Here is a 14,594-nt window from a genome sequence, read left to right as displayed (position 1 = left end):
CACACGCCGAAGCCGGTATCCGTAGGCTCCCCTAATGAGGGTAGCCTTTGCTATCTTCTCCAACGGAAGATGCGGGGACCCAACAGCGGTGGGGCTACGAGGACGGACATGAGCGATGACTGACAGTCAACGAGCCGACGGTGACGAAACGCTCGACGTGGTCGGGATCGGGTTCGGTCCGTCTAACCTCGCACTCGCGATCGCGATCGAGGAGCACAACGCGGAGTGCCACCCCGACGAGCGGATCACCGCGTGCTTCTTCGAGAAGCAGGACGAGTTCGGCTGGCATCGCGGCATGCTCCTCGACGGCGCGACCATGCAGATTGCGTTCCCCAAGGATCTCGTCACGTTCCGCAACCCGCGCAGCGGGTACAGCTTCTTCTCGTATCTGCACGATCGCGGACGGCTCGTCGACTTCGTGAACCACCAGACGTTCTTTCCCACGCGGGTGGAGTTCCAGGACTATCTGCAGTGGGCGGCCGGGCGCGTCGCCGCCGACGTCCGGTACGGCACCACCGTCGCCGTGGTCGAGGGGATCGACGACGGGGGAGCGGTGGACAGGTTCGCGCTCTCGCTCTCGGACGGCACCGTCGTCCGGGCCCGAAATGTCGTGGTGGGTGCGGGATTGCGGGAACGGCTGCCGGAGTGGGCGACGCCGTCGGCCCGGTGTTTCCACAACCACCAGTTCCTGTTCCACATCGCGGAGTTGCCGGAGCCGGTGCATCAGCGATTCGTCGTCCTCGGCGCCGGCCAGAGCGCGGCAGAGGTGGTGCAGTACCTGCACGGCAACTATCCCGAGGCCGAGGTTCACAGCGTGTTCTCCCGGTTCGGGTTCAGCCCGGCCGACGACAGCCCGTACGCGAACCGGATCTTCGATCCGGGCACCGTGGACGAACTGCACGCCGCGTCCACGGCGGAGCGTGAACGCCTGCTCGAGCTGCACCGCGGCACCAACTACTCGGTGGTCGACATCGAACTGATCAACGCGCTGTACGCCGCCGAGTACCAGGAGCGGGTGCGCGGCGAGCAGAGGCTGTTCATGCGACGTGCGTCCGAGGTCAGTGCGGTGCGCGAGGACGCCGACGGCATCGAGGTGTCGGTGCACAGCACCCTCGACGGCCTCACCGACACGCTCGTGTGCGACGCGCTGGTGTTGGCCACCGGGTTCTCGGCGACCCCGCTCGACTCGCTGTTCGGCGAGTCGTTTCCCGGCGTGGGGCTAGATCGCGGCGTCGGCCGCGATTACCGCCTCGACGCCGGACCGGACGTCACCGGGGGCATCTACCTGCAGGGCGGAACGGAGAAAACACACGGCTTGACGGCGTCATTGCTGTCCAATGTTGCAGTGCGCGCGGGAGAGATACTCAATTCGATTCTCGCTCATCGAGATATCAGCGGACGCCTTGCTAGGCTGAACGCAGCCAACCCGTACGCAACAAGCGAGGTCAGATGAGCACCAATCCGTTCGACGACGAAGACGGCCGCTTCTACGTGCTGGTCAACGACGAAGACCAGCATTCCCTGTGGCCCACGTTCTCCGAGGTCCCCCAGGGCTGGAGGATCGTCTTCGGCGAGGATTCGCGTCAGGCGTGCGTCGAATACGTCGAGAAGAACTGGACCGACATGCGGCCGAAGAGCTTGCGTGAGGCCATGGAGCAGGACCAGAAGAACGCCGAGAAGTAATCCGTCCGGTTCCGACTACGTGACGTTCCGAGTCACGGAGTCGGACACGGAATTGCTCATCGTCACGCTGCGTCGCCCGAATCGCGGGCGGCGCAGCGTCGTGTTTCGGCGCAATGTCGCATTGCGGCGCCGTGGCGGGCGCCGCAACGTCCGAGCGCCCCATTCGCCGAGCGTGACGCCCGCCGCCAGCGCGCACCCGACACCGAACGCGCCCAGCAGCGCGGTCAGGCCGACGATCACCTCGTCGTTCAACATCGCGTACAGACCGCGATACAAGGACAGACCCGGCAGCAGCGGCGTGATGCCCGCCACCGCCACGACGAGTGGCGGGGTCAGCGCCCGTCGTGCCATGAGACCGCCCGCGAAACCGACCACGGTCGCCGCGATCGCCGACGAGATCACCGGGCCGATGCCCATGCTCTGCGCGAGCACGAAGAAGAGCAGGCCCGCGGCGCCGCCCAGACCGGCGGCCGTCAGCGCCCGCCGCTCGGCGTAGCACGCGAGTGCGAAGAACATCGACGTCAACGCGCCCGCGATCACCTTCACAGGAAGTTGGGTGATGTCGGGGGGCGGGACGTTGCTGATGAGCGGCAGGTCCGCGCCGAGCGCGCTCGCGACCCGCAGGGACAGCGCGACACCGGCGATGATGCCGCCGGTCATCATCACGACTTCGAAGAACCGGGCCGAAGCCGTGATCGGCGCGCCGGTGATGGCGTCCTGCACCGAACCGACCAACGACAGGCCGGACAGCAGCACCACCACCCCGGCCGCGATGATCAGCGATGGTCTGACCTCCACCCCCAGGTGATCCCGGACCGCGTACAGCGCCATCGCCGGAGTGGCCGCGATCAGCCCGCCCATCATCTGCTGGAAGAAGTAGGGCAGCCCGAACCGGTTGAGGACCCGATTGACGCGGTCGATCACCACGGTGGTGAGGAACGCGACGATCGTGATGAACGGGCCGGCGCCGAGCAGCACGGCGACCGCGGCGGCCACGCCGGCCCAGCCGAGCGTCGCGATCCAGCGGTTGTAGGGGTGCGGCGCGGAGACGATGGCATCGAGGGCGGCGTGTGCCTGCGCCGGGGTGATCGCCTCGAGCCGGATCCGCCGGGTGAGGCGGTCGGCGGCCGCGAGGCGGGTGAAGTCCATCGACCGGTAGTGCACGATCCGCATCGTGCTCGCCGGCGGGATCAGAGGCCCGCGGTGCGCGGAGAGCACGATCGAGTTGTAGGTGACGTCGACGTCGCACTGTGCCAGGCCGTACGTCGCGGCGACGAAGCGGACCTGCGTGGCGGTGTCGACCGCGGAGGTGCCCGACGCCAGCAGCAGGTCCCCGATACGCACCGCGAGGTCGAGTACCTCGGCAACGCGGGCGTCGTCGGTGAGGTCGATCGGCTGCAGCGGTGTGGGAGCCGCTGTGACCGTGTCGACCGTCGCCCGACGGTCCTTGACGAGACTTCCGATCGACGCCGCGAACCTGCGCACGTCAGATGTCGGTGACGAGATCCTTCTCGGTGAGATCGGTGGCCTCCAGTGCCGATTCGAGCGTGTCGTGCCGGAAGACAGCGGTCACCTGGTCGTTCACGACGCGGAAGGCGGTGCCAACGGTCTTCGACTCGCCCGGCTTGGCCGCCCAGGTGGCCTGCTCCTCGACGACGACGACTCCGTCGTGCATGAACATCCGGCCGGGGACCAGTGTAAGTCCCGCTGAATCGGCCCATTCCCGCAGCGCGGTCAGGCCCTGCGCGGCACCTTCCGAACCTCCCAGTTCGATGTCGTCGCTCGAGACCGCGAGGAGCGTGTCGATGTCGGACGAGTTGAGGGCGTCATGCCACGCGAGAATCGTGGCGATCTCCGAGATGCGCATGGGACAACGCTAACCAAAACGGGCGGTCGCGGCACGGTTACGCGCACCACCATCGGGTATGGATATGATGAGCGCGCTCGACTGCCTCCTTAGCTCAGTGGTAGAGCACTCGCCTTGTAAGCGAGCGGTCGTCAGTTCAATCCTGACAGGGGGCTCCGAAGAAGGACCCTCGCCGGCATTACGCCGACGAGGGTCCTTTGTCTTCTGCGCGCGACTTCACGTCACGCTCCCAGTCTTCGCCCTCCGGGCGGACGGCAGACGCAGAAAGGATGGCCTGCGGGGTCGAGCAGCACCCGGCACTTGTCGGGGGCGTATTGCTCCGGGGCGATGCGCGCTCCGAGCCGCACCGCCTCGGTCTCGGCGGCATCGAGGTCGTCGACGACGAGGTCGAGATGGATCTGCGTCGGCACGGCGTTGTCCGGCCAGGACGGTGCCCGGTATTCCGGCACGCGGATCATCGTCAGCATCGCGTCGGGGGCCTCCATGCTCACGAACTTCTCGTTGGAGTTGGTGATCCTGCCGCCCAGGATGTCGCACCAGAAGCGGGCGAGCGCGGGCGGATCCGCGCAGTCCATTGTTATCGAACCCAAATGTCCAACGGCCATCCCTGGACGCTACTAGCCGCATTGCAATCGAAAGCCGATTTCCTCACCGAACAAACGGTGAATTGCGTCAGTTCGCCACCGGTGTATTCGTTCACAGGGCGAAGCCGTCCCCCGATTTCGCGTCGGCGATTGTGAAAGTGGGGTACTTCTCGCCCGCGTCGTTCTTCAGTAGCTGAACGCGGATCCCGGACCCGCCCCGGCGTCGTCCGACGACCCTGCCGAAGCACCAGTCGCCGCTGTCGAGTGCGATCAGCGTCTTACGTCCGCGTCGCATCATGAGTAGTTCTCCTCCGGTTTCGAACCGACCTACTCCAGGTTGCCGCGCCCGGGTGCCCGTGTGCACCGTCAGAACTACCTGTTCCACTCCCGTCCGCTACCTGTTTTGAGCCGCGGCCGCGCCGACCCCGTGGGCGACGCGGCCGCGCCGAGCCTCGATCAGCCCGCTCGGTGCGCCCGCACGACCGAGTCGTGGATGGTGACCTCGTGGTCGCCGTGGGTGACGGTCCGCGACGTCGCGGTCGCGGTGTCGACCGTCCATTCCTGCGGATCGAGCAGCGCCACAACATCTTCCGGGGTGAAGAACAGTTCCGGCCGGGGCGGGCGCGGGATGCTGGTATCCAGGTCCGACGGGTGGTGGCCGACGATCAGCAGAGTGCCGCCGGGTGCGACCAGCTCTGCGAGGCGCTGGTACAGCAGCTCGCGCGGGCCGGTCGGCAGGTGTACGTACTGCGAGGTCACAAGGTCGTACCCCGTCCTGTTGTCCGGAGTCCACTCGAGCAGGTCCGCCTGCTGCCACGTGATCCGCTCGGCGATGTCGCTGCCGGCGTCGGCCGCGTGACCGGCGGCGCGTTCGATCGCAACGGTGGACAGATCGATGGCTGTCACCGCCGCGCCGCGCCGGGCGAGCCAGATGGCGTCGGCGCCCTCACCGCAGCCGACATCCAGTGCCGTCGCCGGGGCGAGGCCCGAAACCTCGTTCACCAGATTGGGATTCGGGTTCCCGCTCCACAGGCGGTGGCTCGAGCGGTAGCGCTCGTTCCAGAAATCCTCGTCGAACACCTCGGTCATGTCGGTCATTCTCAGGCTCCCTTCTGCTGCCGTGCCCGAAGTTCGGCGACGGCACGGTTCGTGTCCTCGGCGATGAGATCGTTGTTGAGCGCGGTGGCGGCCAGCGCGGCACCCGCGGCGGCTCCCAGTACCTGCGCCTTGATGTCGGTGACGTTGCCCGCGGCCCACACCCCGGGCACCTTCGTCAGTCCGGACCAATCGGACGGTACGAACTGTCCGCCGGACATCGGCTCGAGCTCGGTCTCGAGACCCAGCGAGGTGAGGGCGTCGACGCGGGCCACGAAGCGCGGCGCCACCACCAGCGCTCGACGCGCGACGACCGTGCCGTCCGCGAGCCGGACACCGGTGAGGTGGTCGCCATCGATCACCAGCGAATCCACGACGCCGTCGACGACGCGGATGCCGCGCGCCTCGAGCTGTTCGCGCTCCTCGGTGCTCGGCTCGGGTCCGGTGTGCCGGAACAGCACGACGTCGTCGGTCCACTGCCGGAACATCAGTGCCTGGTGCACCGACATCGGTCCGGTGGCGAGCACGCCGACCGGTTGGTCGCCGATCTCCCAGCCGTGGCAGTACGGGCAGTGCAGGACATCGCGTCCCCAGCGTTCCCGGATCCCGGGAACGTCGGGCAGTTCGTCGACGAGGCCGGTGGTCACGAGGAGCCGCCGGGCGCGCACCCGCCGGTCACCGGAGATCGTCACCGTGAAACCGCCGTCGGTTCGGCGGGCGTCGGTGACGGTGCCCGGGACGACTCGGCCGCCGTAGCGGCGGACCTCGTCGCGCCCGATCGCGGTCAACTCGGTGGGCGGCAGGCCGTCGCGCGACAGGAATCCGTGCACCCCGGCCGCCGGTGCGTTGCGCGGGTCGCCGGCGTCGACCACCAGGACCGTCCGGCGCGCGCGGGCCAGCATCAGCGCGCCCTCCAGTCCGGCGGCGCCCCCGCCGATCACCACCACGTCGTAGTCGTCCAGCAGCTGATCACTCATCGATGACTCCCCTTTTCTCGTTCGGCCACCACCATGCCGACCGTCGTCGAATTCGAGCAAGCAATTTTGCCGAAGTGGCAAGCTGTCGTCATGGACGACGACATGGATCGGATCCTCGACGCGGTCGGTCCGCGGCTACGGGCGCTGCGACAGCAGCGGGGCGTGACGCTGGCGGACCTGTCCACCGACACCGGGATCTCGGTGAGCACGCTCTCGCGGCTCGAATCGGGCCAGCGCAAGCCGAACCTGGAACTGCTGCTGCCGCTGGCCAGGGCGTACGGCGTGCCGCTCGACGAACTGGTCGGGGCTCCGCCGACAGGGGATCCGCGTATCCACATGCAGCCGATCCGGCGCGGCGACCGGACGATCGTGCCGCTGACGCGTCGGCCCGGCGGGATCCAGGCGTACAAACACGTGATTCCGGGTGGGAAGGGGGAGCGGGAGCCCGACCTGCGCGTGCACGAAGGCTACGAGTGGCTGTACGTGCTCAACGGACGCCTGCGATTGGTTCTCGGCGACCGCGATCTCGTGCTGCAACCGGGCGAGGCCGCCGAGTTCGACACCCGGGTTCCGCACTGGTTCGGTGCCGCCGGCACCGAACCAGTCGAGTTCCTCGGGCTCTTCGGCCGCCAGGGCGAGCGCGCGCACATCCGCGCGCGTCCGGCCGGGGACGAGACGGGGGAGTGAGTCGAAGGGGGGAGGCGGAGCCTCACTTGTCCTGGGAAGCGGCGGGGGCGTCTCCGAACATCGCTGCGATACGGGACTTGATCTCCTCGGTGCTGATCGCTCCGGTGCGGAGGCCGTTCGCGGTGGTCTGACGGTTGTTCGAGATGTGGTTCATTCGACTTCTTCCGTGCCTTCCAGGTACGTCCGTTGCCGTCCGGCGTCGTCGACACCGATGTAACCGGCGGTGCGGCGTCCGGGACGGACCAACCGCGCCATTGGCAAGGCTAGCGACGCGAAGGAACTTGGGAAGCGTCTCCCGAAAGTGGTTATACAAACGGAATCAACGTCGCCGAACGCTGGTGTATTCGTTACGAATTCCCGGTTTCATCGGGACCGAAGTCCCTTGCCGCGGGTGCGGAACACGACGTCGAGACGTATCCCGTTGTGGGACACAGCTCGCGTCGGTCAGGCGGGGCCGAGGGACAGATCGCCACCACGGCCGCCCTTGAGCCAGCGTCCGGGGAGACGCCCCGCCAGGTCGCCGAGCGGTCCCACCGCCGCGCTGAGGATGCCGACGGTCTCCTGCAGCAGGTCGATGCTCGCGCTCATCCGTTGCAGGTTCGGCGCCAGCGCCGTCAGCGTCTCGGACAGGGCCACGATCTGATCGAGCGGGCCGCCCTCCGCGATGAGCCGCTCGAACGCGCCGTCCTCCGCGAGAAGCGTCTCGAGGATGCCGTCCTCGGCGAGCGCCTTGTCGACGATCCCGTCCTTCTTCGTCAGTCGCTCGACGGCCCCGTCTTCGGCAGTGAGTCGCTCGAGCGGCCCGTCCTCGGCGGTGAGGCGATCGAGCAGCCCGCCCGGTGCGAGGAGTCGTTCCAGCGGTCCGTCCTCCGACAGGATTCGGTCCAGCGGCCCGTCCTCGGCCAGCACCCGATCCAGCGGGCCGCCCGGAGCGAGCACCCGTTCGAGAGGGCCGCCGGGCTCGAACAGGCGCTCGAGGGTGCCCCCGTCGGAGGTGAGACGGTCGACGACGCCGCCCGGTGCCAGCAGCCGATCGAGCGGTCCGCCGGGGCGCAGCGCCTGGCCGAGCGGGCGTTCGTCGGACGCGAGTGCCGCGATCTGCTGGACCAGTTGCAGCGGTCCGCGTGGGTTGGCGAGGGTCGCGGCGCTCACGCCGGTCACCGTCGGGCTGGCCAGCGCCATTCGCGTCGTCGCGAGCGCGGTCCCGGCAATCTCGAGCGCCGAATCCGCGATGGCGAGCCCGGCCCGGACCGGAAACGTGATCGCTGACACCAGATTCATCCGTTTACTGTAACCCCCGCCACACAGTCAAACGGGACGTTCGGTCCATGGTGCGGGAGCGGTCAGTGCAGGGCCTTCAGCCCGATCACGCAGCCGACGATGCCGAGGATCAGCAGGATCTTCACGAGCGATGCGCTCTCGGTGCCGGTGATCATCGCGTAGCTGACGGTCAGGGCCGCGCCGATGCCGACCCACACCGCGTACGACGTGCCGATCGGAAGGGTCCGCATCGCGTAGGCGAGGCCGGCCATGCTGAGCACGATGCCGACGCCGAACACGATCGACGGTCCGAGTCGAGTGAAGCCTTCCGACTTGCCGAGGGCGGTGGCCCACACCGCTTCCAGGACGCCGGAGATCACGAGCACGATCCAAGCCATGGTGTTTCAACTCTCCAAACACCGTCTTGTCGCTGGCCGGGTACGGTGTGCTCGTCCGGATGTCAATTGACTGGTACCACGGTACCGAAATCTGCGCGGCTAGGACGGCCGTGTGGCAGAGAGCACCATCCCGACGACCTGCTCCACCTCCTCGGCGGAGGCTCGGCGACCGAGCATCATCGGCGCCATGAACAGAGGCGCGGACAGTGTGTTCACCACGGCCTCCGGTGTGTGGTCCGAGTTGGCCTCGCCCCGGTCGATCGCGCGCTGCACCATCTGTTGCCATGCGTCGAGAACGGGCCGGTACCGCTCGAGCACGAGCTCGTTGAAGTCGGGGTAGCGGTGGCTCGCCATGAGTGCGGCCGATGCGACTTCGACCGGGCTGGCGGCGTATTCGGCGATCTGCTCGGCGAAGGCGCGGACGTCGGATTCCCACGCGCCCGTGTCCGGTGGGGCGACCTGGCGGACGTGCATCGACAGCGCCTCGACGAGCAGGTCGTTGTGCGTCGGCCACCAGCGGTAGATCGTCTTGCGGCTGACGCCGGCGCGGGCGGCGACCTCGACGGTGGTGAAGTCCAGGCGCCCCTCGGCGAGGAATCCCAGACACGCCTCGCCGACGGCCACGCGAACTTTCTCGCTCCGGCCACCCGTCCGAACCCGCTCGGGCTTGTCGTTCAACGTCGTCTCCTCTCCCGACCAACTCTTAACGACACATACTGTTGACTTAGCGGCAAGGGCGATGAATGATTTCCGTCACACGCCGCCGAACGCGCCGGTCCAGCCTCCCAGAGCCAGGTGGTCGCGGCGGCATCGCGATCGAGCCTTCCGGGGGCCGAGTTCTGTCCCGGGGCAGCCAACGAGGAGAATTCATGCAGGGTGAAGGCTATTTCGACGTCATCGTCGTCGGGGCGGGACCCATCGGCGCGGCCACCGCACGGCATCTGAGTGAGCGCGGCGCGTCGGTGCTCGTCGTGGGACCGGACGAGCCGTCGGGGTTCGCGGACCACGACGGAGTGTGGGCCGGGTACTACGACCAGGGGCGGCTGGCGCACGTCCTCGAGGTCCCGCTGATGACGTCGATGCTGACGATGAGGTCGATCCGTCGATTCCCTGACCTGCAGAGACGCACCGGAGTGGAGTTCGCCATGTCGCGGCACTCGCTCACGGTCATGCCCGACGGCTCGGAGGGCGGCGAGGTCGCCGACTGGTTCGACCGGGCGGTGCTCGCCGGGAACGCGGCCGACCTCAACGTCGCGGTGCAGCAATTGAGCGACGAGGAACTGCGGCGGGAGTATCCCGAGCTGCGGTTCGCTCCCGGTCACATCGGCATAGTGCAACGGGACGCCTTCATCGTGAATCCGCGCGCGCTGGTGCGAGCGGAACTGGCCGCGGCCGTCTCGCGCGGCGCAGTGTTGATCCGTGACGTGGTCGACAGTGTGGAGCGCTCTCGTCGAGGGGTGAGAGTCACCTCCCGCTCGGGTGAAACATGGCGTGCCGGAAAGGTTGTCGTCGCGACGGGCGCCGCGACCAACGTCGGCGGACTCCTCCCGCGGCCGCTGGACATGCGCACTTACGGCGCGACGGTGGTCCTCGTCGAGGTGTCCGATCCGGCCGAGTTCGACATTCCGGCGATGATGTACATGAAGACCTCCGGTGACCAGGTGGTCTACGGCGGGATCATCATGTCGCCTCTGCAGTACCCGGACGGCCGGTGGTATCTCAAGTGTTCCGGCCGCAGTCTGCTCGACAACCCACTCGACTCCGCTGAGGCGATCACCCGTTGGGTTCGCACCGGCGGCCGGCACGAGGACATCCGCGAGTCGCTCGACCTGCTGACCGAACTCCTTCCCGGAAAGGCCCTCGGTCCCGCGCACACCCGGCCCTGCATGGTGTGCGAGACCCCGACGGCGCTGCCCTACATCGATCGGGTCGACGAGCACACGATCGTGGCGATCGAGGGGGAGCGCGGCGCGATGGCTGCCGACGAAATCGGGAGGCTCGCTGCAGGACTCGCGATCGACGGAGTGTGGACCGACGGCATTCCGCACGCGGCCTTCCAGGCCCGCTGGGCGGAATCGGAGGTCTCACCTCCGCTGCGCTCGGTCGCGACCGCCTGACCCGCCTTCTGCAGCCGTGGCCTGCTGACCGATTCGTGCTCGTCCGCGCGTGCCGTCATGCGGAGTCGCGGCGAGACACGCTCACCGTCGACCGGCGGGAGCACACCACTCCGCACGAACCGTCGTGCGGACGAACAGGAGGAAACCAATGGGTTCGACAGCTTCGGATCTGCAGTTGATGGGCAACATCGCCACGATCGTCGGCGGTGCCGCCGGCATTCTCGGCGGCCTCGGCGCGGCGGTCGGGCTCGCCGCGTTCTTCGCCGGGGGCGCCGCGCTCAGCTGACCTGGTCACGCACAGGGTGCGAGCCCGGAGGTGCCTCCGCCGGTCGGCGTCCGGCGGCGGCACCTCCGTGGTGCAGGTGGGGCATTCACAGGAACTTCCCAGCGAACGCCCAGCCCGAATACAGTTGGGCGGGAGATTCTGGTGAGGTGAACGAAACGCCGCAGGCCCGGGTGCTGATCGTCGACGACGAGCCGACACTCGTCGAACTGCTGTCGGTCAGCCTCCGCTTCCAGGGCTTCGAGGTGGCGACCGCGACGAACGGCGCCGAGGGGCTCGACCGGGCGCGGACGTTCCGGCCGGATGCCCTCATCCTCGACGTCATGATGCCCGGTATGGACGGCTTCGGAATGTTGCGGCGTCTGCGCGCCGACGGCGTCGATGCCCCGGTCCTGTTCCTCACGGCACGGGATGCCTTGGAGGACAAGGTGACCGGACTGACGATCGGGGCCGACGACTACGTCACCAAACCCTTCAGTCTCGAAGAGGTGGTCGCGCGGCTGCGGGTGATCCTGCGCCGGGCCGGTCACGGTGACCCGGACAAGCAGTCGTCCCGAGTCAGCTTCGCGGACATCGAACTGGACGACGACACCCGTGAGGTGTGGAAGGCGGGCCAGCTGGTGCCGTTGTCGCCCACCGAGTTCACGCTGTTGCGGTATTTCATGGTGAACGCCGGCACCGTGCTGAGCAAGCCGCGGATCCTCGATCACGTGTGGAACTACGACTTCGGCGGCGAGGTCGGTGTGGTCGAGTCGTACGTCTCGTACCTGCGACGCAAGATCGACACCACCGAGCCGCGCCTGATCCACACGTTGCGGGGTGTGGGCTACGTGATGCGTGAACCCCGGTAGGCGGCGACGATGAGGCGCCTGCGCGCACTGCCGTTGCGGATCACGCTCGTCACCGCGCTCCTCCTGCTGGCCGCGGCCGGTCTGCTGGCGTCCGGTATCGCGGTGACCTCGGCGATGGAGCGCTCGCTGCTGGACCGGACGGATCGGCAACTGTTCGACGCCGCCCACGGGTGGGCGAAGCCGCGGGATCCGCGGGTGGGACCGCCGCTGGCCGAGCCCGGGCCGAACCGTCCCCCCAGCCCGTTCTTCGTCCGGACCACCGCCCCCGACGGCTCGGTCCGGATGGAAGTGAACGACGAAAGCACCAATGCCACACCGGTACTGGTAGACGATCCGGGTCCGGTCACGGTGGGTTCGGCCGGTGGTGGTGGCATCCGATGGCGCGAGATGTCGGTGATCAGCCCGGCGGGCACGACGACGGTGGCGATGAAACTCACCGATATCGACGAGACTGTGGACCGCCTCGTCGTGCTGCAGGTCGGGATCGGCGCGGTGGTCCTCGTGGTCCTCGGATTCGGGGCCCATTTCGTGGTGCGCCGCAGCCTGCGGCCACTGCGCGAGGTCGAGGAGACCGCGGCCGGGATCGCGGCCGGCGATCTGCACCGGCGAGTGCCCGAACGGGATGATCGGACCGAGGTGGGCAGGTTGTCGTCGGCGCTGAACGGCATGCTCGCACAGATCCAGTCGGCGTTCGCCGCCACGGCCGCGTCGGAGGAATCGGCGCGCCGGTCGGAGGAACGGATGCGTCGGTTCGTCGCCGACGCCAGCCACGAACTCCGCACCCCGCTGGCGACGATCCGCGGCTTCGCCGAACTCTATCGGCAAGGCGCGTCGACGGACACCGAGATGGTGATGAGCCGCATCGAGGACCAGGCCACCCGCATGGGTCTGCTGGTCGAGGACCTGCTGATGCTCGCTCGCATGGACGCCCAGCGTCCCTTCGAGCGGCACCCGGTGGACCTGCTCACGGTGGCCGCCGATGCCGTTCACGACGCGCGGGCCATCGCGCCGCAGCGTCGAATCACGTTGGAGTTCCTGCCCGATTCGGGTCCCGCGGAAGTACTGGGCGACAACGCCCGGCTGCGTCAGGTGGTCGGCAACCTGATCGGGAACGCGCTCGAACACACCCCTTCTGCTGCATCGGTGACGGTGCGGGTGGGGACAGGGGGCGAGGACGCGGTGCTCGAGGTGGCCGATACCGGACCGGGGCTGAACGAGGCGGATGCGACGCGGGTGTTCGAACGGTTCTATCGCGCCGACGAATCCCGGACCCGGGCGAGCGGCGGCAGCGGACTGGGCCTCTCGATCGTCGCGGCGATCGTGGCGGCGCACGGTGGCACCGTGGCCGTCGACAGCGCACCCGGTAAGGGGGCAACCTTCCGGGTGCGACTGCCGCGGGGGTGAGGTCGGTCAGGCGGGAACGAACTCGCCGTTGCCGAGTTCGCGCAGCGCCGCCTTGATCTTGACCGCGGCCTCGTCCAGGGACTCGGCCGAGGGGTTCGGGTCGGCGCCGCTGATGTCGAAGTTGCCCATGGTGTACGCGGGGAACACGTGCATGTGCAGGTGCGGCACCTCGAGGCCGGCGATCAGGAAGCCGGCGCGGGGCGCATCGAATGCCTTGCGGACGGCCTTGGCGATTTCGCGCGAGACGGTGGTGCACTTGTCGAACAGTTCATCGTCGACGTCCTGCCACTGGTCGACCTCCTTGCGGGGGACGACGAGCGTGTGACCCTGGGTCACGGGGGCGATGGTGAGGAACGCGACGACGTCCTCGTCCTCCCACACGAAACGTCCGGGCAGGTCTCCGGCGATGATGGCGCTGAACACTGAAGGCATACCGCGAGGATAGGTGCCACCGACGGTGGCCGGTACTCCGCCCGCGCTCGCGGGCGGTGGCAGCGTCGTGACCACGGAATATCACGGAACGGACGGCGAGATCACGCTCGGTAGTCCACACTGATTGACTATCGCAGCATTCGGTCGGGGGACCGTTACTCGAGGGGGAGTTGTATGTCCGTGTTCCCGTCACCCCGACGGATCCTCTTTTCGGCCGTCCTTGCCGCCGCCGCAGTCGGATTGGCGATTCCCGGCCAGGCCGGCGCCGAATCCTCGCTCGACATCGTCGATGCACTGTCGCCGACCACCCTGGTCAACGGCGCGCTGTCCGTGGTCGGCGGATGCCAGAGTCCGGATCGGGACCAGATCCTGAACTGCACCCGGCAGGAGACGCTCACCACGCAGGTTCCGGTGATGCTGGCCTTCACCCCGTTCACCACCAACATCGTGGTGCTCGGTGCCGGCCTGTACCCGGACGGGACGATGCGGCCGGTGCTCGTGTCGCGGCTGCAGGCGGCTCTCCAACTGGCGCAGCGGTTTCCGGTCTCCCCGATCATCGTGACCGGCGGTGTGCCCCAGTCCGGTGTCACCGAGGCGCAGGCGATGCGGCAGTGGCTCGTCGCCAACGGAATCCCGCCGATCCGGATCACCGAGGAGAACACGTCGCGGTCGACGGTCGAGAACGCCCGGAACACGAACGACATCCTCGCGCAGCGCGGTGCCAGCGGCGCCGTCGTCGTGACCAGCCCCGACCACCTGCAGCGAGCGATGGTCGACTTCCGCGTCGCCGTCGCCGGCCGCATCCCGATCGCGGGCGTCGTCGCGCCGTACTGACCGCGAAACGCACGCCGCCCCGAACCATTCCGCCGTCACCGGACATTTCCGGTGACGGCGGTCGGCTCTGACAGGAACCTCACAGCCGGGCCGCAGCTGGCTCCGAGCCGGACCCCACATTC

19 protein-coding genes, 1 tRNA gene and 1 riboswitch are annotated in these 14,594 nt (G+C 68.2%); of the genes, 9 read left to right on the top strand and 11 right to left on the bottom strand.

The genetic code is table 11. The features are described from left to right. Window positions 1–115: 115 nt before the first annotated feature. Together ABI214_RS09850 and ABI214_RS09845 are read left to right on the top strand one after the other, a co-directional pair. Window positions 116–1,453 (top strand): lysine N(6)-hydroxylase/L-ornithine N(5)-oxygenase family protein, encoded by a 1,338-nt coding sequence (locus tag ABI214_RS09850; RefSeq protein ID WP_348609462.1) that lies wholly within the window; start codon window positions 116–118, stop codon window positions 1,451–1,453. After that, a complete protein-coding gene (locus tag ABI214_RS09845; RefSeq protein ID WP_127917713.1) occupies window positions 1,450–1,683 on the top strand; it encodes an MbtH family protein in 234 nt (77 codons plus the stop codon). The genes ABI214_RS09850 and ABI214_RS09845 overlap by 4 nt, the downstream gene beginning before the upstream one ends. 15 nt (window positions 1,684–1,698) lie before the next feature. On the opposite strand, the gene ABI214_RS09840 is transcribed toward ABI214_RS09845, so the two are convergent. Both ABI214_RS09840 and ABI214_RS09835 read right to left on the bottom strand, forming a co-directional pair. Beyond that, window positions 1,699–3,168 carry a threonine/serine ThrE exporter family protein gene (locus ABI214_RS09840; protein ID WP_348609458.1) on the bottom strand — a complete coding sequence of 490 codons (1,470 nt, stop codon included), beginning with the start codon at window positions 3,166–3,168 and terminating at the stop codon, window positions 1,699–1,701. 1 nt (window position 3,169) lies between these two features. Then, the gene (locus ABI214_RS09835; protein WP_348609455.1) at window positions 3,170–3,550 is read right to left on the bottom strand and encodes a nuclear transport factor 2 family protein; all 381 of its coding nucleotides are present in this window, start codon (window positions 3,548–3,550) and stop codon (window positions 3,170–3,172) included. A gap of 83 nt (window positions 3,551–3,633) precedes the next feature. Between ABI214_RS09835 and ABI214_RS09830 the strand changes: the two genes are divergently transcribed. Continuing rightward, window positions 3,634–3,705, top strand: a tRNA-Thr gene (locus tag ABI214_RS09830). Between the two features lie 66 nt (window positions 3,706–3,771). Here the strand turns inward: ABI214_RS09830 and ABI214_RS09825 are convergent. The 4 genes from ABI214_RS09825 to ABI214_RS09810 form a co-directional block, all read right to left on the bottom strand. Continuing rightward, window positions 3,772–4,155, bottom strand: coding sequence for a VOC family protein (locus ABI214_RS09825; RefSeq protein ID WP_348609452.1), 384 nt, complete (start codon window positions 4,153–4,155; stop codon window positions 3,772–3,774). Between the two features lie 91 nt (window positions 4,156–4,246). Then, window positions 4,247–4,432, bottom strand: coding sequence for an enoyl-CoA hydratase (locus tag ABI214_RS09820; protein ID WP_348609449.1), 186 nt, complete (start codon window positions 4,430–4,432; stop codon window positions 4,247–4,249). A 158-nt stretch (window positions 4,433–4,590) separates the two neighbouring features. Further along, window positions 4,591–5,232: a class I SAM-dependent methyltransferase gene (locus tag ABI214_RS09815; RefSeq protein WP_348609446.1), complete on the bottom strand. Its 642-nt coding sequence runs from the start codon at window positions 5,230–5,232 to the stop codon at window positions 4,591–4,593. Between the two features lie 2 nt (window positions 5,233–5,234). Beyond that, the gene (locus ABI214_RS09810) at window positions 5,235–6,206 is read right to left on the bottom strand and encodes an NAD(P)/FAD-dependent oxidoreductase (protein WP_348609443.1); all 972 of its coding nucleotides are present in this window, start codon (window positions 6,204–6,206) and stop codon (window positions 5,235–5,237) included. 90 nt (window positions 6,207–6,296) lie between these two features. Here ABI214_RS09810 and ABI214_RS09805 point away from each other — a divergent pair, with 90 nt between their 5' ends. After that, entirely contained in the window at window positions 6,297–6,893 is a 597-nt protein-coding gene (locus ABI214_RS09805) for a helix-turn-helix domain-containing protein (RefSeq protein WP_348609440.1), read from the top strand. Between the two features lie 22 nt (window positions 6,894–6,915). Here ABI214_RS09805 and ABI214_RS09800 read toward each other — a convergent pair whose 3' ends face one another. From ABI214_RS09800 to ABI214_RS09785, 4 genes are all read right to left on the bottom strand, one after another. Continuing rightward, window positions 6,916–7,047, bottom strand: a complete 132-nt coding sequence (locus ABI214_RS09800; RefSeq protein ID WP_348609438.1) for a hypothetical protein — start codon at window positions 7,045–7,047, stop codon at window positions 6,916–6,918. A 290-nt stretch (window positions 7,048–7,337) separates the two neighbouring features. Further along, on the bottom strand, window positions 7,338–8,174 hold the full coding sequence (locus ABI214_RS09795; RefSeq protein WP_348609435.1) for an ABC transporter: 837 nt from the start codon (window positions 8,172–8,174) through the stop codon (window positions 7,338–7,340). Window positions 8,175–8,236: 62 nt separating this feature from the next. Continuing rightward, on the bottom strand, window positions 8,237–8,551 hold the full coding sequence (locus tag ABI214_RS09790; RefSeq protein ID WP_348609433.1) for a DMT family transporter: 315 nt from the start codon (window positions 8,549–8,551) through the stop codon (window positions 8,237–8,239). Window positions 8,552–8,566: 15 nt separating this feature from the next. Further along, window positions 8,567–8,627, bottom strand: a riboswitch (guanidine-III (ykkC-III) riboswitch). A gap of 23 nt (window positions 8,628–8,650) precedes the next feature. Then, a complete protein-coding gene (locus tag ABI214_RS09785) occupies window positions 8,651–9,229 on the bottom strand; it encodes a TetR/AcrR family transcriptional regulator (protein ID WP_348609431.1) in 579 nt (192 codons plus the stop codon). A gap of 191 nt (window positions 9,230–9,420) precedes the next feature. Here ABI214_RS09785 and ABI214_RS09780 point away from each other — a divergent pair, with 191 nt between their 5' ends. The 4 genes from ABI214_RS09780 to ABI214_RS09765 all read left to right on the top strand — a co-directional run bounded on the left by ABI214_RS09780 (window position 9,421) and on the right by ABI214_RS09765 (window position 13,206). Further along, a complete protein-coding gene (locus tag ABI214_RS09780; protein WP_348609428.1) occupies window positions 9,421–10,668 on the top strand; it encodes an NAD(P)/FAD-dependent oxidoreductase in 1,248 nt (415 codons plus the stop codon). A gap of 148 nt (window positions 10,669–10,816) precedes the next feature. Beyond that, on the top strand, window positions 10,817–10,954 hold the full coding sequence (locus ABI214_RS09775; protein ID WP_348609424.1) for a hypothetical protein: 138 nt from the start codon (window positions 10,817–10,819) through the stop codon (window positions 10,952–10,954). 146 nt (window positions 10,955–11,100) lie between these two features. Further along, a complete protein-coding gene (locus ABI214_RS09770; RefSeq protein WP_348609421.1) occupies window positions 11,101–11,802 on the top strand; it encodes a response regulator transcription factor in 702 nt (233 codons plus the stop codon). 9 nt (window positions 11,803–11,811) lie between these two features. Next, window positions 11,812–13,206: a sensor histidine kinase gene (locus ABI214_RS09765; RefSeq protein ID WP_348609418.1), complete on the top strand. Its 1,395-nt coding sequence runs from the start codon at window positions 11,812–11,814 to the stop codon at window positions 13,204–13,206. 6 nt (window positions 13,207–13,212) lie between these two features. Here the strand turns inward: ABI214_RS09765 and ABI214_RS09760 are convergent, their stop codons facing one another. After that, window positions 13,213–13,638 carry an HIT family protein gene (locus tag ABI214_RS09760; protein WP_348609415.1) on the bottom strand — a complete coding sequence of 142 codons (426 nt, stop codon included), beginning with the start codon at window positions 13,636–13,638 and terminating at the stop codon, window positions 13,213–13,215. Between the two features lie 174 nt (window positions 13,639–13,812). Between ABI214_RS09760 and ABI214_RS09755 the strand changes: the two genes are divergently transcribed. Further along, complete coding sequence (locus ABI214_RS09755; RefSeq protein WP_348609412.1) at window positions 13,813–14,472, top strand: YdcF family protein; 660 nt, start codon at window positions 13,813–13,815, stop codon at window positions 14,470–14,472. Window positions 14,473–14,594 lie beyond the last annotated feature (122 nt).

It is taken from the genome of Prescottella soli (assembly GCF_040024445.1).
GTDB classification, from domain to species: domain Bacteria; phylum Actinomycetota; class Actinomycetes; order Mycobacteriales; family Mycobacteriaceae; genus Prescottella; species Prescottella soli.
The sequence above is the reverse complement of the archived record's forward strand: the minus strand, read 5'-3'. Positions and strand labels throughout refer to the sequence as shown.